Genomic DNA, 20,859 nt, shown 5'->3' on the forward strand with positions numbered 1-20,859 from the left:
GGCCCACCTCGTTTCTCAGGAGCTGTACGGGACCTTCAGGGCCGCCCACGACTTCGCCCCCGGCCAGCCGTCGGCGGCGGCGCCGGTGTAGCCGAGCTTGCGCTGCCACCGGGCGTACGACCTGCGGTCGGCCTCGGTCCATTGCGGGCCGGGGCCGTCCTGGTACGCGGAGCAGCCGACGGCGACCAGGCGCCTGCCCATCGCGGTGACGATGGCCGAACGGGGGTTCTTCCTGAACCAGTCGGCGCCCGGGAAGGGCTGGTACGCGGGCTTGGCGGCACCGGTGCTCGGAGTGGCCGGCGCCTTGGTGAGCCGGGCCGCGACGCGGGCGCGCAGGTCGGTCATGGCGAAGCCGCGCGGGTCGACCTTGGCGCTGGTCCACTCCTTGTGGCCGATGACCGAGCGGGCGCTCCAGCCGTGGGCCCGGCACAGGGCGGCCGAGGCCCGCACGATGGCCTCCATCTGGGCCGCCGGCCAGGGATCCTTGCCGTCGCCGAGGTTGACGCACTCGAAGCCGTAGAAGTGGGCGTTGCCGTCCGTGGTGCGCTGGTTCGGGGCGGGCAGGGCGGCGCGTTCGGCGGCGACGGCGGCCAGGACGTCGGGGTCTCCCACGCCGGCGTGGTTGGCGCGGCCGTTGCCGACGAGGTGGACCGTGCCGTCCTTGGCGATGACGCCGTGGCAGAGCGGGCCGGGCAGGGCCGAGTGGCCGTTGAAGCACAGGCTGACTGTGGCGCTGGTGCCGGTGGTGACGGTGTGGTGGATGACGATGCCGTTGACAGGACCCCAACTGCCCTTGTGGTTGCGGTTGTTGGTGCGCCAGCCGGGGTGTTCGACGACGGTGACGCCCTCGGCCCGCAGCGCGGACACGAGGGCGGTGGCGGAGAGGGGGTTGGCCATGGGCGGTGCCTCCCTGGGGCGGTGCGGGCATGAGAAAACCCCGGCCGGCGGGGCGGCTCGGGGTGCGTGGGGGCTTCTTCGAGGCGGTGAGGCGGTCAGGCGGCGAGCGGTCAGGCGGCGAGGGGTCAGGCGGTGGGCTCGGTGCCGCTGTCGGTCTCCGTGCCGGTGTCGGTGTCGGTGCCGGTGCCGGTGTCGGTCTCGGTCCCGGTGGCCTGGTCGGTCTCGCCACCCGTACCGGTGTCGCCGTCGCCCTGGCCTTCGCCTTCGTCCGTCGTCCACGCCGCGCACAGCGCCACGTACGCCGCCGTGTTGGCGCGGAAATCGGCCAGTGCCGCGGCGACCGCCCGCTGGACGGCCGTCCGGTCGGGCACGACCGGGTCCGTGCCGACGGGCATGACCGTCACGCGACCGGTACCGCGCAGGACGGCGCCGTTGTCACCGGTCTCGCTGAACTGGGCGGTGATGGTGACGGGGGAGTAGGTGCCGGTGATCGAGTCGGGGGCGATGATGCTGTTGAAGCTGGTGTCGGAGACGTTGACGTAGACCGTGTGGCCCGCCTCGGTGAGGGTGGCGCGGCCGGCGTAGTCGATCGCGAGACCCCAGGGCTGGCTGGTGTCGATGTCCATGGATGCGATGCCTTCCTCGGGGGTCAGCTCTGACGGCCGTACATGAGCACGGGGTTGGCGTAGACGGTGCCGGTCGTGGCCTTCGCCTGGATCTCGACCTTGAGCAGGGAGCCGTAGACCGAGGCGAAGTCGTCGCTGATCAGGCCGGTGTGGTCGAAGTCGGTGCCGGCGGCGACGGCGGTGCCCCAGGCGGCGCCGTTGACGAGCACCTGGACGTTGCCGGCGCCGCCGGAGCTGACCCTGGTGCTGACGAGGAGCCGCATCTTCGGCTGCCAGACGACGTTGTAGGACATCGCGACGGTCGTCCAGGCGGTCGCCGCGGTCTGCGGCCAGCGGGTGATCGTGCTGTCCTGCGGGGGGAGCATGGTGAGCCAGGGCCGGGCGAGGCCGCCGTTGTTGACGTCGTCCGAGAAGACCTCGCGGCCGCCGTTGTCGAAGACGCGCAGCGGCTGGAGCGAGGTGCTGGAGCCGTCGCCGTTGTGCAGGCTCATCGCGAGGGAACCGGTCTGGCGGCGGATCGCCATGCCGTACTCGTCGCCGCTCCACGCCCCGACCGCGAACACGGCCGGACCGCCGTCCGGCGGCCGTACGGCCAGGTAGCCGCCGTCGGTGATCTCCACCCCGCCGCCGGACACCTTGTTGAGCGCGGGCCGGCTGTTGACGGCGGTCGACAGCTGCTGGATCCGGCGTTCCATCTGGGTCAGCCGGTCGATGATGTCTTCGGGGAGCTGGGGCATCAGGCCTCCTCCAGGTAGAGCTCCGCGGTGTCGGGGCGGCCCCGCTGGGCCGGACTGACCTTGGCGCCGATGATCCGGTAACGGGCGTCGAGGCCCTCGGTCCACCACTCGTCCGTGATGCGGATCCGGACCGTGCGGCCGAGCAGCGCCGGTGGTACCAGGTCGTCCAGCCGGACGGTGATCTCGGGGATCACCACCGCGCCGGTGCCCGCCGCCAGTTCGGCACCGGCCAGGGCGTTCAGGGTGCTCCGGTCGGTGATCTCGTTGTGGTCGGTGGACAGGTCGACGCGCGGGTAGCCGGCCTGCTCGATCAGGGCCGTGGCGACCGCGACGTCGGAGGTCAGCGGCCGGGACTCCTCGGCCTGGTTGGTGTTGGTGGAGGCGCCGCGGGTGCGGGCCGTGGTGCCGCCGCGGGTGGCGTCGCGCGGGAAGGAGTACGACAGGATCGTGCCCGGCCGGTCCAGCACCAGGTCACTGGTGCCGATCTCGATCTTCGGGCTGCCCAGGCGCAGCCGGCGCACGCGCGCTCCGGTGGCCGGGTCGCGGTAGACGGCGATGTGGTGCTCGAAGCCGTTCTCCAGGGCGGCGAGCGCGTCGATCGCCTCCAGGTAGACGGTCTCGTCGCCGTCCCGGTAGGTGACCGTACGCCTGACCCCGGAGTGCTCGTTCCCGTAGGTGATGCCGATCTTGCCGCCGGGCAGCGCGGTCTGGAGATCGGCCCACAGGCCCCGGACGATGTCCAGCTGGTACCGGTTGGTGAACTCCAGCTTGTAGGAAGGGTCGTAGGCGGCGGTGGCCGCCCGGATGCGGCGGCGGCCCGCGTACGACTCGAAGGTGGCCGCCTGGATGCCGAGGGTGAGAACGCCGCGGTCGTCGCTCTGCAGCGTGGACGTCCAGATGATGCCGCCCCACCACAGGTCGTTGCCGCGCTGGAGGTACACCGAGGTGCGGCCCTCCTCGATGCGGCGGACCCGGGCGGCCATCTCCGCGTCCGGCACGGGGATCGTGCCCGACAGGGAGCCGGCCTTGCCGATGTAGTCGTCGACGGTGACGTCCCGCAGGGGCAGGATGTCGATGGTGCGGTCGGTGAGCAGGTCGCAGAAGATCGCGCGGTAGGGAGTGTCGATGCTCATGCGGCCGCCTCGTAGGTGGCGGTGCCGAGGATGGCGTTCCCGCTTGCCCAGGTCCACGGCGAGAGGGCGTCCACGAGACCGGTGTTGGCGAGCGCGGCCCCGCTGGAGCGGCCCGATGAGATCACCAGTTCGAACGTGTTCGTGGTGGCGATCTGCACCCGGGAGACGACCCGGCTGGTGTTGTCCACGCCGAGTTCGGCGAAGCCGACGACCGACTGGACCGCCGCGGCCGGCACCGGCAGGGAGAACCGCCAGTTGTCGGACGCGGTGGGGCTGGTGCCGAAGTTGGTGGTGCTGCCGAAGACGATCGTGAAGTTGCAGTGCACGGTCGTGCCCGACTTCACGTACCGGCAGCTCACGGTGGCGTTGCCGTACGACGGCGCGGCGTTGCCGCTGCTGGTCGTCCACGTCGGCGTCCAGCTCTGCCAGGTGGGCAGGACCGGGTAGTCGGCCCAGGCCGTGCCGCTCCACCGCTGGAGCCGGCCGTTCAGGTCCCGGTACTGGCCGGGGTAGGCGCCGTTGCTGGTGTCGGTGGTGACGGGCAGGATGCCGCCGGCGGCGACCGTGGCCGTGCGGCGCCCGGTGAGTGCCGTGCTCCAGGGGATGCCGCCGGTGCCCGCGCTCGCGTTCGCGGGGACCAGCACCTCGTACAGCGGGAGGGACAGGCCGGGCGCGGTGGGCACCGTCGGCAGGGCGGCGGCCGTGCCCTCGATGATCTCGACCGTGGCCTCGTAGCGGCCTTCGCCGTCGTGGTCGTGGTCGTGGATGCGCAGGACGACCAGGTCGATGCGGTTGTACTGGGGGTTGCCGTCGGTGAAGGTCAGCGGCAGGTACTCGGTCAGCGCGACCGGGTAGGCGCCCCGCGCGTCGGTGCTCTGCACCACGGCCCGGCCGGGGCTGACCGTGGCGCTCATGCCGCCGGTCGTGCCGGTCAGCGTGAAGCCGGAGATGCGGAACTGGCCGTCGGAGGAGCCCGGCAGGATGCCGGAGCGGGTGGCGACGGGCGAGGTCGGGGTGAGGGCGCCGAGCGAGACGAGCCGGGTGTCCTCGCGCGTCTGGCCGTCGGGGGAGAGCCATCCGGAGCGGACGGGCATGGTCGACTCCTTTCGGTGGTGGTCGTGCGGTTCAGGTGATCGGGTCGACGCGGAGGAAGAGGGTGTCGAACCAGCAGGTGACGGCGGCGTTGGTCGACCTGTGCATCGCCGTGACGGTGTAGGTCGCCCCGGCGGTCAGGGAGTTCAGCCGCAGCGCGGTCGACACCGACTTGTTCACGGCTCCCGACGCCGACGCGGCCCGCTCGTCGTCGGCCGCCCAGATCACCGTGCTGCCCTGCGTGACCTGCGGGGACATGTGCGCGGACGCGGTCTCGCTGTCCTTGGTGTACATGCGCGCGCCCAGGCTGATGATCACCGAGCCGGACGGCGGGGCGGTGAAGGTCAGCGTCAGCGCGGAGACGGCGGTGTCCGCGAGGGTGGCCGTGTACGTCGTCGAGGCGGTGGATCCGGCGTCCAGGGACTGCGCGAACGCCGGTCCCGGGACGGCGGGCAGCCAGGCGCTGCCGTTCCAGCGCTGGAGGACGCCGGTGGTCGAGTCGCGGTACTGGCCCGGGTAGCCGCCGGTGGTCAGCACCCCGGCGGGGACGACACCGCCGATGCCCTTGGGGTAGGGCACCCAGGCCGCACCGTCCCAGCGCTGGAGCGTGGTGCCGACGTCCCGGTAGTGGCCGGGGTAGCCGCCGGGCGCCGTGTCGTCGGAGTGGGTCGGCAGGATGCCGCCGACGGCGACGGTGGTGGGGCGCAGGTCGACGCGGGCGTTGTCCCAGTCGATGCCGCCGTTGCCGGCGCTCCTGCCCGCCGCGACGGCGACGGTGAACAGGACCAGGGAGGTGTCCGGCGCGGCAGGCGCCTCCGGCAGGGCCTTCGGCTCGCCCTGGACGATCTCCACGGCGGCCTCGTAGCGGCCGGAGGCGTCGTGGTCGTGGTCGTACACCCGCAGGACGACCAGGTCGATCCGGCCGTACTGCGGGTTGCCGTCGGCGAAGGTGAGCGCGACCGGTTCGGTGACGGCGACCGGGTAGGCGCCGCGGGCGATCGACGACTGGATCACCGCCCGGCCCACGCCCACCGTCGCGGACATGGCGCCGGCCGTGCCGGCCAGCCACAGGCCGGTGACGCGGTGCCGGCCGCCGTCGGAGCCGGGCAGCACACCGGAGCGTCCCTTGACGTCGGTGACCGGGGTGACGGCGCCGACCTGGGTGACCCGGGTGTCCTGCCGCGTCTGGCCGTCGGGGGACAGCCAGGCGGAGTGTGCGTTCATGGGGAGTCCTTCGGTCGCGGTCCGATCACGAGGCGGATTCGTAGGTGCCGTGGATCGACAGCACGTCGTTGGCGGCCCAGGCGAACGGGAAGCCCTTGTCCCAGAAGGCGTTGGCCTGCTTCAGGGATTCGCGCAGGCTGCGCACGGTGCCGCCGCCCGTGGTCGCGAGCAGGCCGCTGCCCGGGTACTGCAGGCCCGTTGAGGCGTCGAAGCCGAGCACGTTCAGCACACGGCCGTCCAGCTTCCAGGTCGTGGAGATCGGCGGGACCGGGAGGGAGAAGTTCCAGTTGCCGTTGGCGGCCTGGGCGGACAGGTTGGTCGTCGAACCGATCTTGAGGTAGATCCGGACGTGGACGAGCGTGCCCGTCTTCACGTACGAGCCGGCGAGGACGCCGTTGCCGATGCTGGGCTGCGTCCCGGTTTCCGCGCCCCACCTGGGCGTGTAGTCGGTCCAGGTCGGCACCGGCTGGTAGGACACCCACGTCGAGCCGTTCCAGCGCTGGAGCTGCCCGGTGGAGCTGTCGCGGTACTGGCCGGTGTAGCTGGCCGTGGTGACGGCGCCGGCCGGGGCGATGCCGCCCAGGGCGCTCGGGTACGACACCCAGGCGGAGCCGTCCCACCGCTGCAGCGCCCCGCCGGAGTCCCGGTACTGGCCGGGATAGGCGCCGTTGCCGGTGTCGCCGACGACCGGCAGGATGCCGCCGACCGCGACGGTGGGCGTACGCAGGTCGACGGCGTCGTTGTTCCAGTTGATGCCGCCGTTGCCGGCGCTGACTCCGGCCCGGACCCGGACCTGGTAGATCGGCAGCACGATGTCCGGCAGGGCGGGCGCCACCGGGTCGGCGGCCGCGGCGCCCTGGACGATCTCGACGGCGGCCTTGGTCTCGCCGGACTCGTCGTACAGGTCGTCGTAGATCCGCAGGACGACCATGTCGTAGCGGTCCTGGGCCTGGCCGTCGGCGAAGGTGAGGGCGAACGGCTCGGCGAGGGCGACGGGGTAGACACCCTGGTTGCCGTCGGCCTGGATGACGGCCCGGCCCTCGTGGACGGTCGCGTTCATGGTGCCCGCGTGACCCTCCATCCAGAAGCCGGAGAGGCGGTACCGGCCGTCGTAGGAGCCGGGGAGGATGCCGGAGCGGGCTTCCAGCGGGTTGGCCGGGGTGGTCGCGCCGATCTGGGTCAGACGGGTGTCCTCGCGGGTCTGGCCGGTCTCGGCCACCCATGAGCTGCGCAGGTTCATCTGGTGGTCTCCTGTGATCTCCGGAGGTGCGGAAAGTGACGGGCCGTCAGGACCTGAGCCATTCGGCCGTGAGGTTGGTGGCGTAGCCGGAGCCGCCGAGGGTGGTGATGGTGGAGCCCGACTGCTGCAGTCCGTGGAGAGCGAGCTTGTCCCCGGCGGCCAGCCTGAGCAGGCTGCTGCCGCCGACGCTGGTCGCGCCCGGACCCGCGCCGACCAGCCAGGTGGCCCGCGAGATCCCCGCGCCGTTGACGAAGACGCGCGCGCCGCGGCTGCCGGTGGTGGACTCCGTGTACCAGGTGATGTTGGCCGACACCCGCCACCAGCCGGTCCGGGGAACCGTGTAGGTGTTGCCCGACCAGCCGGCGGCGTCGTCCACGTCCGTGCTCTGCAGGGTGATCGGCGTCCATGTGCCGCCCGTGGGCACCGACTGCGCCGTGGTCTGCGAGACGCTGAGCAGCACGGTCGTGCGGCCCTCCGCGTACTGCCAGGCCGAGCCGTTCCAGCGCTGGAGCAGTCCGGCGGAGTCCTCGCGGTACTGGCCGACATGGCTTCCGGTGGTGACCGCGCCGGCCGGTGCGATGCCGCCGAGGGCCCTGGGGTAGGCGACCCAGGCCGTGCCGTCCCAGCGCTCCAGAACACCGGAGTTGTCCCGGTACTGGCCGGCGTACGCGCCGTTGAAGCCGCTCGCCGGGACGATCCCGCCGAGGGCCACCGTCGGGTAGCGCAGGCTGGTGACCGCGGTGTTCCAGGCCACGCCGCCGGAACCGGCCGACGCCCCGACGGGCACCCTGATCAGATAGAGCGGCAGGGCGCTGCCGTCGGGGCTGACCGGCGCCACGGGCGTGGCCGCCGGCACGCCCGTGACCAGGCGGACGACGGCCTCCGTGGCGCCGGTGCCGTCGTGGACGTCGTCCCGGACGACCAGTTCGACGAGGTCGACGCGGTCGTACTGGGCGTCGCCGTCGGTCACCGTCAGGGTCTCCGGCTCGGTCACGGCCACCGGATACGCGCCCTGGCCGGTCCGCCCGCCCTGCACGAAGGCGCGGCCGGGGCCGATGGTGAGGGACATCGCCCCGGTGGCGCCGGTGAGGACGAAGCCACCGGGGACGATGCCGCCCCGGGCCTTGAGCGGGACGTTCTCCGCCACCGCGGCGTTCGGGGTGAGCAGACCGGACAGCGTGACCCGGGTGTCCTCCCGGGTCTGGCCGGTCTCGGTGAGCCAGGCACTTCGCACGGTCATGCGATCACCACTCCGCCGCGCGCCAGCGGACCGTCATCCGGGCGCCGGTGTCGTAGGTGTCGGGACGGAACGCGAGCTGGGCGCGGCCCGGCTCGAAGGCGAACAGCTCCTCGGGGCTGCTGTCGGCGGCGGCGGTGTTGCGGCGCGAGGCGGTGCCGTTGAGGGTGACCGTGCCGGCGGCGGTGTCGACGACGAGCTCGTCACCGCCGGTGAGGGTGATCTGGTAGCGCAGCCGGCGGCCGGAGGCGCGGTCGGTCACCGTCGGGTTCGAGCACGGCCCGGTGAAGGAGATCACCGGATGGGTGGGCGCCGAGCCGGTGTTGTCGGCGTTCACATCACCGGTGGAGGCCGTCTGGCCCCAGTACAGCGGCCAGGTCAGCGGCCAGGTCAGACCGCTCTCCGGCTGGGGCGCGCCGGTGACCGCGGTCTGCTCGGTGACCGAGTAGCGGCGCGGGTCGGTGGCGTACCACTGCACGGAGGCCCGGGACACGCCCTGCGTGGTGTACGTCCGGTCGGCGGCCAGCACCCGCTGGCTGACCCGGGCCCGCACCGCCAGGGTCTCGCCGTGCAGCCGCACCGCCAGCCAGCGCTCCGCGTCACCGAGCAGCAGGGCCTGGCGCAGGGCGCGCATCGCGGTGAGCGAGGACTCGGTGCCGCCCTGCGCCGGTACGGTCCACACCGTCGCGCCGACCTTGCGGGGCTTGGCGTAGCGGGCACCCGGCCAGGCGCCGTGCGCGGTCGGGTGGTCGGCGTCGGAGGAGTCGTACTCCGGCAGGTCCTCCCAGCCGCTCAGGCCCGCGCGGTCGATCTCGTACGGGGTGCCGGGGCCCATCAGCAGCCCGGCCCACTGCATCTGCCCGTCGCGGGTGATGAGTGAGCCGGGGGGAAGGTCCTCGGTGTATGCGGTTGTCGTCTCGGCCATGGGGCCGTCACCTCACTGTCATGGGCAGGCGTGGGCGGATGCGAGGAAGAGCAGGTCTTCAGCGGTGCCTCGGGCGCCGGCGCCCCGGCTCTCGTGGAACTCCTTGATGTGGTACCGGTGTTCACCGGCGGTCCGGTGTCTGCGGGCGAGCGCCCGCTGGCGGTCCAGGGCGGTCAGCGGCAGCACCTTGCCGGCCCGGCGGGAGGCGCCGGGGACGGCGACGCCGCCCTCGGCGAGCATCGGGATCCTGTCGATGTCGACGCCGAACTTCTTGCCGAGCAGGCTGAAACTGAGGCCGTTCAGCTTGTCGATGACCCAGTTGGCGAAGGCGATGAGCCCCTGGACCGGTCCCTTGACCACACCGGCGACGGTCTGCGCGCCGGTGGTGACGAACTTCCCCAGCGCGTCGAGCGTGCGCGAGGTGGCCTCCTTGACCCGGGTGAACATCCGGGGGACGTCCTGGGTGATCCACCGCAGGGCGGGCTTGACCGCGTCCTTGAACCCCCGCCAGACCGACGACACCCTGCCGCTGAGCGCCCGGGTGTCCCCGGTGGTCAGCGCCTTCAGCACGGCGAACCCGGTGCCGACGAGGGCACCGATGGCGGTGAGCGCGGTGGTGATCACCCCGAGGTAGGCGGTGACGTACGTGTTCACCGCGCTCGCGATGCCTTTGAGCAGCGGGGTCATGACCGTCAGGTAGCCCTCTACGTACTTCAGGACGAGGGTGGCGAGCTGCTCCATCAGGCGTTGCCCGGTCTCGGAGTTGAGGGCCAGGTCGATCAGCCATCCGGCGACGGGGAGGAGCAGCGCGGTGACGAAGCCGATCGGGTTGGCGCGGGTGAGGGCGTTGATGACGAGCATGACGCCGGCGCCTATGGTCATGGCGGTGCCGAAGGCGCCGAGGGCGGGGCCTAGGAGCCCGGCGACGCCGATGAGGCCGCCTACCAGGGCCACGACGCCACCCGCCGCCGCCAGGAGTTTGCGGACGGAACGGGTGGAGCCCTTGGCCTTGCTGCCGACGGACTGCACGCCGGTGGCCGCGGTCTTGCCGGCCCTGGCCACGGAGCGGGCGGCGGCGTCGGCGTTCGCCTTGGTCATGCGTACGGCGGTGGCGGCCTGGTCGGTGGCGGAGCGGACGCCGGCGGTGCCGGTGGCGGCCTTCTTGACGCCCTCGGTCAGCGAGCGCAGGGTGTTGCCGCTCCCCGCGACGCCGGCCCGGAAGGAACGGAGGGCCGAGGCGACGCCGGCGAACAGGTCGGCGGGCCCCGCCGCTGTCACGGCGGCACTCATCCGCGTGCCTTCGCCAGGAACATCAGCGCGTCGGCGGTCCGCTGCGGGCTGCTGCTCTCCGCCGCGTAGTAGTGCTCGATGTGCAGCGCGCCGCCGCCCCTCCCGGCGGCCCCGGCATACGCCGAACCCTGGGCGGCGGCCCGGCGCAGCAGCCGGTCGAGCTTGCTCAGCGGCAGGACGGCCTCCGCCTCCCCGGCCTCGGCGAGGATCGCCGGGACACCGCCGGAGCGGGGCATGACGACACCACCGGTGGCCAGCATGGGGATCTTCGGCAGGCTGACGCCGAAGGTCTTGCCGCCGACGCCCGGCACCCAGCCGGGGATCGAGACCTTGATGCCGTTGAGGGCGCCGATGGCGCGGTTGATGATGCCGATGACCGCGTTGATCGGACCCTTCACGGCGCTCTTGATGCCGTCGAAGGCCCGGCTCGCGATGCCCTTGAGGCCGCCCCAGATGCTGGACAGCTTGTCCTTGACGGCCCGGAAGGCGTTCGGGATCGCCGACTTGACCCAGTTGACGACCGGGGAGATGACGGCCTTGATGCCCTTCCAGACGCTGGAGACGACCGTCTTGATCGCCTTCAGCGCGGTGCTGATGACCTTCTTCCAGATGTTGACGTAGGTCTTGATGACGGTGGCGACGGCCTTGACGACCTTGGAGATCGCCGTCTTGATGCCGTTCCAGACCGACTTGATCAGTTTGGCCGCGTTCTTCATGATCGGCCCGATGGCCTTCATGACGCTGCTGATCACCGACTTGATCACGCCGAAGGCGGTCTGCAGGACCTTCTGCATGGTCTTCGACCTGGTCGCCATCTCGACGACCTTCTCGATGAGCGGCATGAGCAGGTCCATGAGCATGCCGAAGAAGTTGCCCTTCATCGACTTGTTCATCTTGTCCTGGCCCTTGGCCGCCTTGCTCGCCCCGGACTCGTACTTGCCGAGGTTCTTACCGGCCGTGGAACCGGTCTTGCCGGCCTTGGAAATGGACTTCTCGGCCTGGTCGGAGGCGGCCTTGAGGTCTTTCAGTTCCTTTTCGGCCTCCTGGGCCGAGCTCTTCAGGCGCTTGAGTTCGCCCGCGCCGGAACCGGCCTTGCTCTTCAGTGTGTCGACGGCGCGGCCGGCGCCGTCCGCCTGAGTCTTGAAGTTCTTGAGTGTCGACGACGTGTTCTGCAGCGAACGGGAAAGGGACATGAATACGGAGCTCCCTGGTGTCGGCGGTCAGATGAAGGGCCGCGAGGGTGTCAGAGGGCACGCACCAGGGCCTGGACGCGGATTTCGAGCCGCCGGATGTCGGCTTCCGTCCCGGAGAGGTTTCCGAGCGACATGGAACGGGCCGACCTGTCGTTGGTCCGCAAGGTGTCCCGCAGCGCGCGCCGGTCCGCGTTGATCTTTCCCTGGAGCGTGTCGATGCGCAGGTTCGTCTTGGCGATCCGGACGTGTGCGTCGTGGGCCCGGTTCTGAAGGTGCCTCGTGGCGAGTTTGATCTGGTCGAGCTCCCGCTGGGCGTCGCCCTCGGGGTTGTTCCAGCCGCGCCGGTCCTGCAACCGGCCGATGGCCTGGTTGACCTTGTCGACCCACCGGGGCGTGAACAGCGGCTTGAACTCGATCTTGAACAGGCTCCAGGAGAACTCGAGTGCGACCAGCGACAGGGCCAGGGCGTTCACCGCGGCGTTGAGGCCGTTGACCTCTTCCTTGGCGATGTTCGCTTCCGACTTCTGGCCGGTGAGCGCCGTGGCCTGAAAGCCCTCGTAATCGTCGAGGAACTTGTTGTTCTCCTTCTTCGCCTGCTGGTCGGCCTGCTCCTTCTTCTCGTCCCATTTGGTTCCGAACTCGGCGGAGGTCAGCTTGCCGTCGAGCGTCTCGGTCAGGTTGTCGATCTGCGTCTGCTGGTCGTCCTGCTTCTTCTTGAGTTCCTTCAGGTCGACGGGTTCGGACGGTGTGGACACGGGCTTCTCCTCGCTTGGGTGCCGGCTGCGCGAACGCAGTGCCCGGCCGGGAGGGTTGTGGGACTCTGTGCAGCGAGCACGACCGCCCACTGGCCTTGGGAAAGAGGTAGTCATGCCCCGTCGGTCCGAGCCGTCGCCCGCTCCGCTGCCGTCGATCACGCTCCGTGGGCAGGGCGAGAGCATCTGGCTCGAGGCCAGGGCCGTCTGGCTGCTGCAGAAGGGAGCGCGTCGGCGGATACCGTTGGCGGCCGTCGAAGGGGCCCGGGTGACGGGTCGCGGCGGCCGGTCGGTCGAGGTGGCGCTGTGGGGCGGTGACGATGGGCCGGGGCCGGTGTTCCTGGTGGAAGGCCGGGACGCCTCAGCGGCGGCGCGCCTCGTGGAGGTGATCAACCGGGAGCGGTCGGAGACGGGACCGCCGCAGGGCGGGGCGTCTCTGGTCGACGTGCTGCCGACGGGCACGTCGGAGACCGCCCGACGCCGCAAACGGCGCATGCGCGCTCAGGAGTTCGCTGTCCTCGCGGTTTATCTCGCCGGTATTGCCGGGCTGGCCCTGGCGGGAAGGCCGTTTCGGGCGCTGCTGTGGGCGACGGGGGTGATGCCGCTCGCCCTCGGCATCCTTCTCGTCGGGCCCGCGGCCGTGGCGGCGCGCCGACGATGGGTGCTGAGGAAGCGGGGGGTCGCGGTCGTGGCGCTGTTCGACCGCGGGACCAGCCGGCGGAAGTACTTCCGCTACACCGACCTGGAGGGCGGCGCACACGAGATCAGGGCCGACTACGCGGCGCCGGGGATCGGCGGCGATCCGCGGCGCATCGAGGTCGTCTACGACCCGGAGAACCCGGAAGACGCGGTCTGCACACTGGCGGCGCGGACCCTGGTCTGGAGAGGTGCCGGGGTCGTCCTCTTCGGGGTGCCGGTCCTGCTGCTCGGGCTCGCCATGACCGTGGGCCAGGCGGTCAGCCTGTTCTTCTGACGCCTCGGCGCTCCGGGGTGCCGGTTCCCCTTTCCCCGGAGATCCGACGTCGCCCCCGGGCTTGTCCCTACGGGCGTCGTGGACGGCCGGCCCGCCGCGCCTCCGTCAGTGCGTCCGACCACCCCGCCGCGTAGGCGCGCGACTCCCGGGCGAGCAGTTCTTCGTACACCCGGTCGAGCAGGGCCTCGCCGTCGGGGGCCGTGGTGTGCAGGAGATGGGCGAGGCGGGCGTAGGTGTCGATCGGCTGCTTCGGGGAGTTGCTGGTGCCAGTCGCCATGTCGGGCCTGCTTTCCGGTCTGTCCGCTGGGCTGTGGTGCTCCTGACGCTCCTGGGGTGTGTGAAGCGTCCGTTCGAACTAGTGTACGAGTAATCTCGTGGTGTCGTTCCGTGTTTGCCGAGGACTCTCCGTGATTCTGCGGTCAGGACCTGCGGCGATGCAGGGTGCACTGAATTTTGTGTCGGTCTCGTGGAGTAGGATCCGGCCCGTTCTCCCGTCGGTAAGGGAACGCACGAACTACAGGGCCCCGTAAACGACCTGAGGGCCCGTCGGACGACGGTGGACGGCGACGGGCGGCCGTCCGCGCGCGGGGGGCGCGGAGAGACAGGGGACGAGAGCAAGGCCAACGGGGTGGACGGCGACGCGAGCAACGCGCGAAATGATCATCTGATCGACTGGTTGGAACAGTCTCCCGATCTTCCACATCTCATCGCCCGTGTCTCCGAGCTCGTCCTCCGTCTCGGCTACGACCCGGAAGACCTCGTGACCCTGCCACGAGCCGAGCTCGACCGCCGCGAAACGGCCGCCTACAGCGCGGGCTGGGCCGACGTCGTCGCCGAGCAGCTCCCCGCGATCCGCCGCGCCTACGAGGAACGGATCACCGCCGCCTACCTCCAGGGCCAGGAGGACGCCCGCACCGGCCGCCGCCCCCGCAGGGCACGACGGGCGGAGGGCGAGCCCGGCGGCGAGGTCATCCAACTCCCGTACGTCCAGCTGCTGCGGCCCCCTTCCGAGGTGACGCGAGTAGAGGAACGCGGCGAACGCGAGCGGTCCGTGGCGGACGGGACACCGGTTGCCGTGACCCCGCCTCCGCAGGGAAGCAGGGGCAACGCGGCCGCCCAGCCGGCCGTGGAGCGGCAGGAGAACGACGGGTACGGCGGACGGGACGGGCGCGACGGCGATGCCCGGGACGGGCGTGACCGGCGTGACGGACGCGGAGGTGCCCCGGAGGAGGCCGCAGGCCCCTCCGGCGAGTCCTCGGGTGAGTTCCTCCTCTCCGCCCGCGAGGTGCGGGAGAAGCGGTCGGCACCCGCGGAACGGCGTCCGGTGGTCCGCCGTAACGGCCGCCCCAGCGTGCCCCCGCTGGACCGGCCCGGCGACACGGGAGCCGCCGGGCGGGACAGGGGACGCCGTACGGAAGCCGCGGAGCGCTCCGCGCAGGATCCGGCCGAGCCGTCCGGTGCCGGAGGCGACGAAAGCCGCCGGCTGTCGGACCGGGCCCGGGCCCTCGCCGACGAACTGGAGGGCCGGGCGGGCGGCCGGCGCCGGGACGAACAGCCGGGGGCGCCGGGATCCCGGTGAGCGTCACCATCGGTCCCGCCCGGGCTCAACCCCGGCTCAGCCCGGCTCAGGCGAAGAACCGGGCCAGCTGGACCGCGGACGGGGCCTGGGTGTCGGCCTGGGAGCCGTGCGGAGCGACGTCGGTCGAGTGCGCGGTGGCCGTGCCGGCCCCGGTACCCGTACGCGCCCCGCCCGTGGTCCGGCCGGCGTCTCCGCCGTCGGTCCCGCCGTTCCAGGGCCCGTCCTCGTCCGGCACCCCCGGCCCGTCACCCGGGCGCGGCACGGGCGCCGGAGGCTCCGGCTGGTCGTGCTCGTCCGAGTTGACGCAGGCGAACATCCAGTTGGCCGCCGCCAGATGGTCCACTGCGGCGGCCAGCAGATGGTCCGTCACCGACCACTCGGCGGCCTCGCCGTACAGGTCGCGGTTGAGGGCGCTGTCGCGCGGCAGGTGCTTGATGAGCACCGAGAGCCGCCGCGCGGAGAGGCGGTCCCGGTGCCAGTCGAGCAGGTCGATGCCGTAGTAGCGGAGCAGGTCCGCTTCGAGGGCCTCGGCGTGTTCGTCGACGAACCCGACGAGGCTCAGCCTTCCCCCAGGCCGAGCCCGGTCTCCTTGCCGTAGGCCTCCAGGATGGCGGCGATGTCCTGCATGGTGACCTCGTGCCGCTCGAAGCGGGCGAACTGCTGCTCGCCCATGAGCAGCCCGAGCAGCCCGTCCACGTCGTTGTCGTCGAGCTTGCGCAGCGCCTTCGCGGTGGCGCGGGTCAGCTCCGTGGGCAGGGTGAAGCTCTCGCCGTCGAGCTCGAACGACCAGGTGCGGCCGAGGGCTTCCAGGCGCTGTGCGCGGGCGGCGTTGACGTCGAAACGGGCCATGGTGATGGGTACTCCTTGGGTCCGTGGAGCCGGGTGTCGAAGGTGAGCGGGATGGGGGCCCAGGATGGGGCCCCGGAGTGGGGCGGGCGGAGGGCCCGCCCCACCCCGGTGGGTCAGGACGCGGCGTACGAGGCGTCCTTCATCACGAAGCTGGCCAGCGCCGAGCCGTCGCCCGAGGCCATCGCCGTGAAGGTGATGCCGAGCTGGGCCGGCGACTTGCGGGCCAGCTTGATGTCGTCGGCCGCCGTGACCTGGCCGCGCGGGATGCCGAAGCGGTAGGTCACCGGGGTGGTGCCGTCGCTCGCCCGGACGTCGGTGAACTCCAGGCCGAGGGCGCGCACGTCGGCGTACGGGCGGTCGGCGATGTCGTACTGGTAGACGCCCGTGCCGGTGCCCACGGCGGTGACGCCGCCGCCGCCCATGAAGAACGGCAGCGTGTCCTCGTTGAACTGCAGCAGCGAGAACTTCAGGGTCAGGTCGCGGTCCGAGTACACGAAGTGCACCGGGCTGACGGCCTGCCACACGTCGACCGGCTCCAGCTTGTCCTTCTTGCTGAAGGTGACGCCCTCACCGGAGGTGAAGCCGAGGTTCTTCCAGCCGGTCCAGTCGGTGGCGGTGTCGGAGGAGAAGGTGGTCGGGAGGTCGGTGTCGGCCGGGGCGACGTAGAGCCGGCCGACTCCGGCGATGCGGATCTCGGAGGAGTTGGTGCCTGCCATGGTGGGTCTCCTTATAGAGGGGTGGTGATGCGGGGTGCCGTTCCCGGCCGTTCCGGGTACGGCGAAGGCCCCGCCAGTTGAAACGGGCGGGGCCTTCGGTCTGTGAGGCGCGGCGTACGGGCGGGCCGGGCCGCGCGGGATGCGTCAGTAGACGTCGATGAACACCTTGAGCACGGTCACGTACCGGTTGGCCGCGCTGTAGAGGTAGTCGGGCAGCCAGCGCGGGCCGTCCTGCTCCTCCACCTCGGTGATGAGGTTGGTGCCGTAGCGGTTGCCGGCCGCGGCCATCAGGGCGCGGCGGGCGGAGTTGGCCAGGACGTGCGCGGCCTGCTTCGTGGGGCCGTACACCTCCAGCTCGATCAGCGGCTGGTCGACGTGGAGCTCGCCGATCCAGGCGCCGCCGCGCCGGTTGACGAGCACGGCGGCGGTCCTGCCGTCGAAGTCCGATGGCGGCTCTACGGTGACGAGCGCCGTGGAGAGGGCCGAGTCGGCCTCCAGGATGTCGACGACCAGGGCCTCGACGTCCGGGAAGGCGCTCGGTGGGGTGGGTGTGGTCATGCCGGGTCACCTCGCCGGGAAGAAGGGGAAGGCCGCCGGGCGGGCGCCGCGCGGGGGCGGTCAGGGGAGGCGCGTGGCGCCTCGGCCCGGCGTACGGCGGCGGGGGCGACCCCGCTGGGGGCCGCGGGCACAGCTCCGCCGCTGCACCAACTGTGACAGACGAGCGTGCGCGCACGCAACTAAATCGGCGAGGTGATTGGGCTCAAGGCGCTGGAGGGGCGGAAGTGCGAGGTGGGAGAGCTGCCGAGAAGGGGGGAGGGGGAATCTCCGGGTGCTTCGGGGGGCGACTAGCAGGGGAGGGGCATGGCCTGCGCGGGGAGGGGGCGCGCTGCGTGCGTAGGCGGGGAGAGGGCTCCCCGCGTGTTCCGGCGGGGGCGGGGTGGGAGCAGGGCTGCCTCGGACGTCCCCCGACGTCCATGACGTGTCCCCGTCTCTCGGCGCACGGCGTCTGTGCCGTGTTCCGGTCTCGCCGGCGCGCGCGTCTGTGACGCGTCCCCGCCTCTCGGGCGGACGGCGTCCACGAGGTGCACCCATCGGCCCACGGGTGCCCGTGGTCGGCGTCTCCTGTTTCGGTGGGGAGCGGCCGAGAGCACTCAGTCGGCGCCGGTGGACGCCGCCGTCGCTGCCTCCATCAGGACGCGCCGCTCCTCGCGCTCCTGCTGCCCCGCGATCTCGTCGTCGTTCGGCAGGAACTGCTCCACCACTCTGACGAACATCTCCCGTCGGTCCGCGGGCACGCCGAGCAGGTCGGCGACTTCCTCCAGCGTGGGACGCCGGCCGAACTCCGCGTTGGGCGCGGGGGCGGCCAAGTAGTCGTGGGGGTCGGCGAGCTCCTCGGCGGTCAGCCGGCCGGAGCGGATGAGCATGTCGCGGACCGGGACGCCGAGTACGCGCGCGAGGCGGCGCGTGGTCTCGAGGTCGGGCATGCTCTGGCGCTGCAGCAGACGGGTGACGGCCGCGCGGTGCACGCCCGCCTCGTCGGCGATCCGCGACTTTCCGCCGCCGCGTGGGCTGTCGATGTCGTAGCCGCGGTCGCGCATGAGGTCTTCGACCCACGCGGCGAACGCGTCCAGATCCTGGCTGGTCATGTCTCTGCTCGCTTCCTTCGGGGGTGGCAAGAGTTTAGCTTGCTCGCGCGCGCGGAATTACGTGCTCTCGTGCAAGCACCGGAGAAAGTGAGTGCCTTTCGCGGAACTTCGTGGAGATTTCGTGAGGGCGCCGGAGGGTGGGTGATCCAGAACTCGTTGCGAGCGCGCACGCAATCTGTAACCCTGGGGGCCGTTCATTTCGCACGGCTCGATCACGGACCGTCTTCCGAACCGACAGGGGGCCCATGTCCATGCCCGAAACCAGTTCCTGCCCACCGGACCGCCCACGCCCGTCCCGTGCCGTCGGCTGGCAGTCCGCCGCCGCCTGCGCCGGACTCTCCCCGCGGATCGTCTTCTCCAAGAAGGCCAAGGAGGCCGCCCCCGCGCTGCGGGCCTGCGCCGGCTGTACGGTGCGTCGCGCCTGTGAGGAGGCGGTGGCCCCGGCGGAGAACTGGTTCGACGGTGTCTGCGGAGGCCGCCTCTGGCGCTCGGGCCGCCCGGTCGCCGTACCGGCCCGCCCCGGCCCCGGGCCGCGGCCGTCCTCCGCGCCGGTGGGCCTGTCCGCACCGGCCGCCGTGTCCGGGCGAGCGGCCGCGTCCGTTCCGGCCGTGGTGACCGGGCGCGCCGTCGTGTCCGGGAGTGCCGCCGACTCGGCGGCCTCGACCCGTACGGCCGGCCCGACCACGCCGTCGGCTCCGGCCCCCGCGCCGGGTCCGACCACCGCAACAGCCCTCCAGGGAGGCCTTCTTGGCTGAGAACCGACCGAGCGAGCGCCGCGCGCCGGCGGACCGAGTGTCCGGGGAGCGCCCGGCCGCCCACCGAGTTGCCGGAAGCCACCCCGCCGACGCCGAGCCGGCCAGGCCGCACCCGGCGGATGCACACCTCGCCGGTGCGCACCCGACGGATCCGCCCCCCGCGAGGCCGCACCCCACGGCCCCGGATCCCACCGAATCCCGGCCCGCCGTCCCCCGCTCCACCGATCCCCGCTCCACCGATCCCCGCTCCACCGATCCCCGCGGCGCCGACTCCTACCCCACCGCCACCCAGGCCGCCCTCTGGATCACCCACCTCATCCAGCAACTCCCGGAGCTCGCCGCCGAGCTGGTCCCCGGCCGTGCCGCCCCCGCCCACCGCCCGGCGCCACCCCCACCCCCCGCCGACCTCGCCGCCCGACTGCGGCAGGAGCGCGAGGAGGCGCTGTTGCTCCAGCAGCAACACGGGCTGGTCGCCCCCGGCCACAGCGCGGCGCCCCTGCGGCTGCACATCTCGGACGCCATCCGTGACATCTCCGACGGCGTCGTGGAGCTGGAGGAGGCCGTGCGGGACCGCCTCGGGCTGCCCCGCCCGCGACGTGCACCCGTACCCGAGCGGCTGAAACGCATCGCCGCCCTCCTCGACGGCATCGCCGCCGACCCCGTCCTGGCCGCGCACGTGCGGGACGAGACACGGCGGATGGCCCGCCGGTGCGCCCGCGCGCTGGGCGACACCGAGACCGTCGTACGGATGTCCGGGCGCTGCCCCTGGTGCGATTCGGTGTCGCTGCGGGCCTTCCCCGACCGGGGCGCCGTCCTCTGCATCAATCCGGCCTGCCGCTGTCCGGAGCCGGACTGCGGCTGCCACGACGATCCCGCCTACCGGCACACCTGGGACGAGGGCGAGTGGAAGGCGGCGGTCCGATGAGCAACGCGACGAACCACCCCGAGCGGCCTACCCTCATCCCCGGCCCCCTCGCCGCCCAGGAAGTCGGCGTCGCCCCCGCGACGATCCGCAAGTGGGTCCAGCTCGGCCACCTGAAACCGGCCGGCAAGGCGGGCCGCGCCCAGCTCTTCCGGCTGGAAGACGTGTTCGCCGCCGAACGCGTGGCTCGCGGGACGACCCGTCGGGTGCGGTGAGTCCCTCGTAGCACCACGTCCGATCGATGGTTCACGCGGGGGAACCATCGCGGGACGCCGAGCGTAGGGGAATGATGGAGGCATTCAAGCCGTCCGGGGGAGGTGTCCGTGTCGTATCCGTCGCCATGGCAGCCGTGGCAGGCGCAGAGCAGTCCGTCGATGCTCGCGTCCCACGCGGATCGCGAGCGCGCCGTGGACGTGCTCAGAGCCGGGTTCGCCGAGGGGCGCCTGCAGCAGACCGAGTTCGACAGACGTGTGGCCCGCGCCTACCAGGCCCGTACGGTCGCCGAGTTGTCCCTGATCGTCTCCGATCTGCCGCAGGGACCCCTGGCGGTACAGCCCTCCGCCGCACCGGTGCAGCCCTACCCGGCGGTGCCGCGCACCTTCATGCCCGCCCCGCCGCCGCCCACGAACGGCAAGGCGGTCGGCGCCATGGTCTGCGGCGTCCTCACCACGATGACCATGGGCGTCACCGGCATCCCCGCGGTGATCCTCGGGCACACGGCCCGCGCCGAGATCCGCCGGACCGGCGAGGGCGGCGACGGCTTCGCCATGGCCGGCCTCGTCCTGGGGTGGCTGTCCGTGGCGGGCTGGGCGGTCGTCATGGCGATCCTGTTCCTCGCGTCGGTCTCGTCGCCCTGACGGCCCGCCCGCGATCTCCACGACGCGGGCGGCGACGTCCACACGCCAGGCAGCGCCTGTACGACACCGGGCGTGGTACGCCCACGGCCGGGCCGCGACGGTCACGGCACCTGGCGTGCCCTCTCATGACCTGGCCGCGGCTGCCAGGCGGCGGGCCGTGGCCGCCTCTCACGGCAGGGCAGGCGGCTGCCAGCACGCCGGCGTAGCCTCCCCCGA

General features: G+C 72.2%; 23 protein-coding genes and 1 pseudogene. 6 read left to right on the forward strand and 18 right to left on the reverse strand.

Annotation, left to right across the window (positions count from 1 at the left end):
* Positions 1-15: 15 nt before the first annotated feature.
* From ACIHAR_RS15370 to ACIHAR_RS15425, 12 genes are all read right to left on the reverse strand, one after another.
* Positions 16-897 (reverse strand): peptidoglycan-binding protein, encoded by an 882-nt coding sequence (locus ACIHAR_RS15370; RefSeq protein WP_365467684.1) that lies wholly within the window; start codon positions 895-897, stop codon positions 16-18.
* A 125-nt stretch (positions 898-1,022) separates the two neighbouring features.
* Positions 1,023-1,523, reverse strand: coding sequence for an ATP-binding protein (locus tag ACIHAR_RS15375; protein ID WP_400019711.1), 501 nt, complete (start codon positions 1,521-1,523; stop codon positions 1,023-1,025).
* A 23-nt stretch (positions 1,524-1,546) separates the two neighbouring features.
* The gene (locus tag ACIHAR_RS15380) at positions 1,547-2,260 is read right to left on the reverse strand and encodes a hypothetical protein (RefSeq protein ID WP_365467690.1); all 714 of its coding nucleotides are present in this window, start codon (positions 2,258-2,260) and stop codon (positions 1,547-1,549) included.
* Entirely contained in the window at positions 2,260-3,393 is a 1,134-nt protein-coding gene (locus tag ACIHAR_RS15385; RefSeq protein WP_365467693.1) for a hypothetical protein, read from the reverse strand. Before ACIHAR_RS15385 ends, ACIHAR_RS15380 begins: the two co-directional genes overlap by 1 nt.
* Positions 3,390-4,487: a hypothetical protein gene (locus ACIHAR_RS15390; RefSeq protein ID WP_365467696.1), complete on the reverse strand. Its 1,098-nt coding sequence runs from the start codon at positions 4,485-4,487 to the stop codon at positions 3,390-3,392. The genes ACIHAR_RS15385 and ACIHAR_RS15390 overlap by 4 nt, the downstream gene beginning before the upstream one ends.
* A 31-nt stretch (positions 4,488-4,518) precedes the next feature.
* The gene (locus ACIHAR_RS15395; protein WP_400019714.1) at positions 4,519-5,709 is read right to left on the reverse strand and encodes a hypothetical protein; all 1,191 of its coding nucleotides are present in this window, start codon (positions 5,707-5,709) and stop codon (positions 4,519-4,521) included.
* A gap of 25 nt (positions 5,710-5,734) precedes the next feature.
* Positions 5,735-6,949: a hypothetical protein gene (locus tag ACIHAR_RS15400; RefSeq protein WP_365467702.1), complete on the reverse strand. Its 1,215-nt coding sequence runs from the start codon at positions 6,947-6,949 to the stop codon at positions 5,735-5,737.
* A 46-nt stretch (positions 6,950-6,995) separates the two neighbouring features.
* Entirely contained in the window at positions 6,996-8,189 is a 1,194-nt protein-coding gene (locus ACIHAR_RS15405) for a hypothetical protein (RefSeq protein WP_400019717.1), read from the reverse strand.
* Positions 8,190-8,193: 4 nt separating this feature from the next.
* Positions 8,194-9,111, reverse strand: a complete 918-nt coding sequence (locus ACIHAR_RS15410) for a phage distal tail protein (protein ID WP_365467707.1) — start codon at positions 9,109-9,111, stop codon at positions 8,194-8,196.
* A gap of 18 nt (positions 9,112-9,129) precedes the next feature.
* Positions 9,130-10,401: a tape-measure protein gene (locus tag ACIHAR_RS15415; RefSeq protein ID WP_400019720.1), complete on the reverse strand. Its 1,272-nt coding sequence runs from the start codon at positions 10,399-10,401 to the stop codon at positions 9,130-9,132.
* Entirely contained in the window at positions 10,398-11,594 is a 1,197-nt protein-coding gene (locus tag ACIHAR_RS15420; RefSeq protein ID WP_365467713.1) for a phage tail protein, read from the reverse strand. The genes ACIHAR_RS15415 and ACIHAR_RS15420 overlap by 4 nt, the downstream gene beginning before the upstream one ends.
* Before the next feature lie 50 nt (positions 11,595-11,644).
* The gene (locus tag ACIHAR_RS15425) at positions 11,645-12,349 is read right to left on the reverse strand and encodes a hypothetical protein (protein WP_365467716.1); all 705 of its coding nucleotides are present in this window, start codon (positions 12,347-12,349) and stop codon (positions 11,645-11,647) included.
* Positions 12,350-12,461: 112 nt separating this feature from the next.
* Here ACIHAR_RS15425 and ACIHAR_RS15430 point away from each other — a divergent pair, with 112 nt between their 5' ends.
* Positions 12,462-13,319, forward strand: coding sequence for a hypothetical protein (locus ACIHAR_RS15430; RefSeq protein ID WP_400019723.1), 858 nt, complete (start codon positions 12,462-12,464; stop codon positions 13,317-13,319).
* A 67-nt stretch (positions 13,320-13,386) separates the two neighbouring features.
* Here the strand turns inward: ACIHAR_RS15430 and ACIHAR_RS15435 are convergent, their stop codons facing one another.
* A complete protein-coding gene (locus ACIHAR_RS15435; RefSeq protein WP_365467722.1) occupies positions 13,387-13,596 on the reverse strand; it encodes a hypothetical protein in 210 nt (69 codons plus the stop codon).
* 399 nt (positions 13,597-13,995) lie between these two features.
* On the opposite strand from ACIHAR_RS15435, the gene ACIHAR_RS15440 reads away from it, so the two are divergent.
* Complete coding sequence (locus ACIHAR_RS15440; RefSeq protein ID WP_400019725.1) at positions 13,996-14,898, forward strand: hypothetical protein; 903 nt, start codon at positions 13,996-13,998, stop codon at positions 14,896-14,898.
* Between the two features lie 214 nt (positions 14,899-15,112).
* On the opposite strand, the pseudogene ACIHAR_RS15445 reads toward ACIHAR_RS15440, so the two are convergent.
* The 5 genes and pseudogenes from ACIHAR_RS15445 to ACIHAR_RS15465 form a co-directional block, all read right to left on the reverse strand.
* Positions 15,113-15,391 (reverse strand): annotated as a pseudogene (locus tag ACIHAR_RS15445) (hypothetical protein); the annotation flags it as partial.
* A 65-nt stretch (positions 15,392-15,456) separates the two neighbouring features.
* The gene (locus ACIHAR_RS15450) at positions 15,457-15,747 is read right to left on the reverse strand and encodes a hypothetical protein (RefSeq protein ID WP_360332101.1); all 291 of its coding nucleotides are present in this window, start codon (positions 15,745-15,747) and stop codon (positions 15,457-15,459) included.
* Between the two features lie 113 nt (positions 15,748-15,860).
* Complete coding sequence (locus tag ACIHAR_RS15455) at positions 15,861-16,463, reverse strand: phage tail protein (RefSeq protein ID WP_388756622.1); 603 nt, start codon at positions 16,461-16,463, stop codon at positions 15,861-15,863.
* A 144-nt stretch (positions 16,464-16,607) separates the two neighbouring features.
* Positions 16,608-17,021: a hypothetical protein gene (locus tag ACIHAR_RS15460; protein ID WP_365467731.1), complete on the reverse strand. Its 414-nt coding sequence runs from the start codon at positions 17,019-17,021 to the stop codon at positions 16,608-16,610.
* A 593-nt stretch (positions 17,022-17,614) separates the two neighbouring features.
* The gene (locus tag ACIHAR_RS15465) at positions 17,615-18,109 is read right to left on the reverse strand and encodes a helix-turn-helix transcriptional regulator (RefSeq protein WP_365467734.1); all 495 of its coding nucleotides are present in this window, start codon (positions 18,107-18,109) and stop codon (positions 17,615-17,617) included.
* Between the two features lie 245 nt (positions 18,110-18,354).
* On the opposite strand from ACIHAR_RS15465, the gene ACIHAR_RS15470 reads away from it, so the two are divergent.
* The 4 genes from ACIHAR_RS15470 to ACIHAR_RS15485 all read left to right on the forward strand — a co-directional run bounded on the left by ACIHAR_RS15470 (position 18,355) and on the right by ACIHAR_RS15485 (position 20,643).
* Positions 18,355-18,864, forward strand: coding sequence for a WhiB family transcriptional regulator (locus ACIHAR_RS15470; protein ID WP_400019728.1), 510 nt, complete (start codon positions 18,355-18,357; stop codon positions 18,862-18,864).
* Positions 18,857-19,789 carry a hypothetical protein gene (locus tag ACIHAR_RS15475; protein ID WP_400019730.1) on the forward strand — a complete coding sequence of 311 codons (933 nt, stop codon included), beginning with the start codon at positions 18,857-18,859 and terminating at the stop codon, positions 19,787-19,789. The genes ACIHAR_RS15470 and ACIHAR_RS15475 overlap by 8 nt, the downstream gene beginning before the upstream one ends.
* Positions 19,786-20,001 carry a hypothetical protein gene (locus tag ACIHAR_RS15480; RefSeq protein WP_365467742.1) on the forward strand — a complete coding sequence of 72 codons (216 nt, stop codon included), beginning with the start codon at positions 19,786-19,788 and terminating at the stop codon, positions 19,999-20,001. Before ACIHAR_RS15475 ends, ACIHAR_RS15480 begins: the two co-directional genes overlap by 4 nt.
* A 159-nt stretch (positions 20,002-20,160) precedes the next feature.
* The gene (locus ACIHAR_RS15485; protein ID WP_365467811.1) at positions 20,161-20,643 is read left to right on the forward strand and encodes a DUF1707 and DUF4190 domain-containing protein; all 483 of its coding nucleotides are present in this window, start codon (positions 20,161-20,163) and stop codon (positions 20,641-20,643) included.
* Positions 20,644-20,859: the final 216 nt, after the last annotated feature.

This window comes from Streptomyces sp. NPDC052016 (genome assembly GCF_044548445.1).
Lineage (GTDB): Bacteria > Actinomycetota > Actinomycetes > Streptomycetales > Streptomycetaceae > Streptomyces.

Excerpts from the sequence above, each read along its gene's own strand:
- ACIHAR_RS15465 (WP_365467734.1), bottom strand. The coding sequence starts at position 18,109 with ATGACCAGCCAGGATCTGGACGCGTTCGCCGCGTGGGTCGAAGACCTC.
- ACIHAR_RS15455 (WP_388756622.1), bottom strand. The coding sequence starts at position 16,463 with ATGGCAGGCACCAACTCCTCCGAGATCCGCATCGCCGGAGTCGGCCGG.
- ACIHAR_RS15470 (WP_400019728.1), top strand. The coding sequence starts at position 18,355 with ATGTCCATGCCCGAAACCAGTTCCTGCCCACCGGACCGCCCACGCCCG.
- ACIHAR_RS15460 (WP_365467731.1), bottom strand. The coding sequence starts at position 17,021 with ATGACCACACCCACCCCACCGAGCGCCTTCCCGGACGTCGAGGCCCTG.
- ACIHAR_RS15370 (WP_365467684.1), bottom strand. The coding sequence starts at position 897 with ATGGCCAACCCCCTCTCCGCCACCGCCCTCGTGTCCGCGCTGCGGGCC.
- ACIHAR_RS15395 (WP_400019714.1), bottom strand. The coding sequence starts at position 5,709 with ATGAACGCACACTCCGCCTGGCTGTCCCCCGACGGCCAGACGCGGCAG.
- ACIHAR_RS15450 (WP_360332101.1), bottom strand. The coding sequence starts at position 15,747 with ATGGCCCGTTTCGACGTCAACGCCGCCCGCGCACAGCGCCTGGAAGCC.
- ACIHAR_RS15400 (WP_365467702.1), bottom strand. The coding sequence starts at position 6,949 with ATGAACCTGCGCAGCTCATGGGTGGCCGAGACCGGCCAGACCCGCGAG.
- ACIHAR_RS15420 (WP_365467713.1), bottom strand. The coding sequence starts at position 11,594 with ATGTCCCTTTCCCGTTCGCTGCAGAACACGTCGTCGACACTCAAGAAC.
- ACIHAR_RS15380 (WP_365467690.1), bottom strand. The coding sequence starts at position 2,260 with ATGCCCCAGCTCCCCGAAGACATCATCGACCGGCTGACCCAGATGGAA.
- ACIHAR_RS15375 (WP_400019711.1), bottom strand. The coding sequence starts at position 1,523 with ATGGACATCGACACCAGCCAGCCCTGGGGTCTCGCGATCGACTACGCC.
- ACIHAR_RS15430 (WP_400019723.1), top strand. The coding sequence starts at position 12,462 with ATGCCCCGTCGGTCCGAGCCGTCGCCCGCTCCGCTGCCGTCGATCACG.
- ACIHAR_RS15435 (WP_365467722.1), bottom strand. The coding sequence starts at position 13,596 with ATGGCGACTGGCACCAGCAACTCCCCGAAGCAGCCGATCGACACCTAC.
- ACIHAR_RS15485 (WP_365467811.1), top strand. The coding sequence starts at position 20,161 with ATGCTCGCGTCCCACGCGGATCGCGAGCGCGCCGTGGACGTGCTCAGA.
- ACIHAR_RS15410 (WP_365467707.1), bottom strand. The coding sequence starts at position 9,111 with ATGGCCGAGACGACAACCGCATACACCGAGGACCTTCCCCCCGGCTCA.
- ACIHAR_RS15405 (WP_400019717.1), bottom strand. The coding sequence starts at position 8,189 with ATGACCGTGCGAAGTGCCTGGCTCACCGAGACCGGCCAGACCCGGGAG.
- ACIHAR_RS15415 (WP_400019720.1), bottom strand. The coding sequence starts at position 10,401 with ATGAGTGCCGCCGTGACAGCGGCGGGGCCCGCCGACCTGTTCGCCGGC.
- ACIHAR_RS15480 (WP_365467742.1), top strand. The coding sequence starts at position 19,786 with ATGAGCAACGCGACGAACCACCCCGAGCGGCCTACCCTCATCCCCGGC.
- ACIHAR_RS15390 (WP_365467696.1), bottom strand. The coding sequence starts at position 4,487 with ATGCCCGTCCGCTCCGGATGGCTCTCCCCCGACGGCCAGACGCGCGAG.
- ACIHAR_RS15385 (WP_365467693.1), bottom strand. The coding sequence starts at position 3,393 with ATGAGCATCGACACTCCCTACCGCGCGATCTTCTGCGACCTGCTCACC.